The organism is Herbaspirillum sp. RV1423, from assembly GCF_000577615.1.
GTDB lineage: Bacteria > Pseudomonadota > Gammaproteobacteria > Burkholderiales > Burkholderiaceae_D > Herbaspirillum.
Map to the genome: position 1 here is coordinate 1 of NZ_CBXX010000115.1, position 695 is coordinate 695.

Genomic DNA, 695 nt, shown 5'->3' on the forward strand with positions numbered 1-695 from the left:
CTGGCTGGCAATGAAGGGGAAGGCGATCATGACGATGAGGAGGATGGCCAGGCTGACGTTGGCCTGGCGCGGGTTGCGTTTCTTGTCGAAGGTGAGGAGGGCCATAATGAGTTCTCTCTGTTTGCGTTAGCAAATGGAATTCGTTCAGGGTCGTCGCGAGTACATCCGCTGAGGACACCTGAGTCGATGTTCAAGCGCGGTCTGCTACGCGCTCACCCATGATTCCCGAGGGGCGCAGGGTCAGCACGATGATCAGCACGATGAAGGCGAAGATGTCCTGGTAGTTGCTGCCGAGGAAGTCGCCGGTGAGGTCGCCGATGTAGCCGGCGCCCAGGCTCTCGATCAGGCCCAGCAGGATGCCGCCGAGCATGGCGCCGTAGATGTTGCCGATGCCGCCCAGCACCGCTGCCGAGAAGGCTTTCAGGCCCGGCACGAAGCCCATGGCGAATTGCGCTGTCGAGTAGTTCGCGGCCCACATGACGCCGGCAATCGCGGCCAGCGCGGCGCCGATGATGAAGGTGACCACGATGACGCGGTTGGCGTCCACGCCCATGAGTCCGGCAATGCGCGGGTTCTCGGCGGTGGCGCGCATGGCGCGGCCCATCTTGGTCTTCTCGACAATCAGCACCAGACCGATCATGGCGGCCAGCGCCAGCATCAGCAGCATGATCTGCGTCGGCGAGATCAGCGCGCCG

Annotated in this window: 1 pseudogene; it reads right to left on the reverse strand. The window is 63.3% G+C overall.

What is annotated here, in order from left to right:
• Positions 1–190: 190 nt before the first annotated feature.
• Positions 191–695 (reverse strand): annotated as a pseudogene (locus RV1423_RS28355) (branched-chain amino acid ABC transporter permease); the annotation flags it as partial.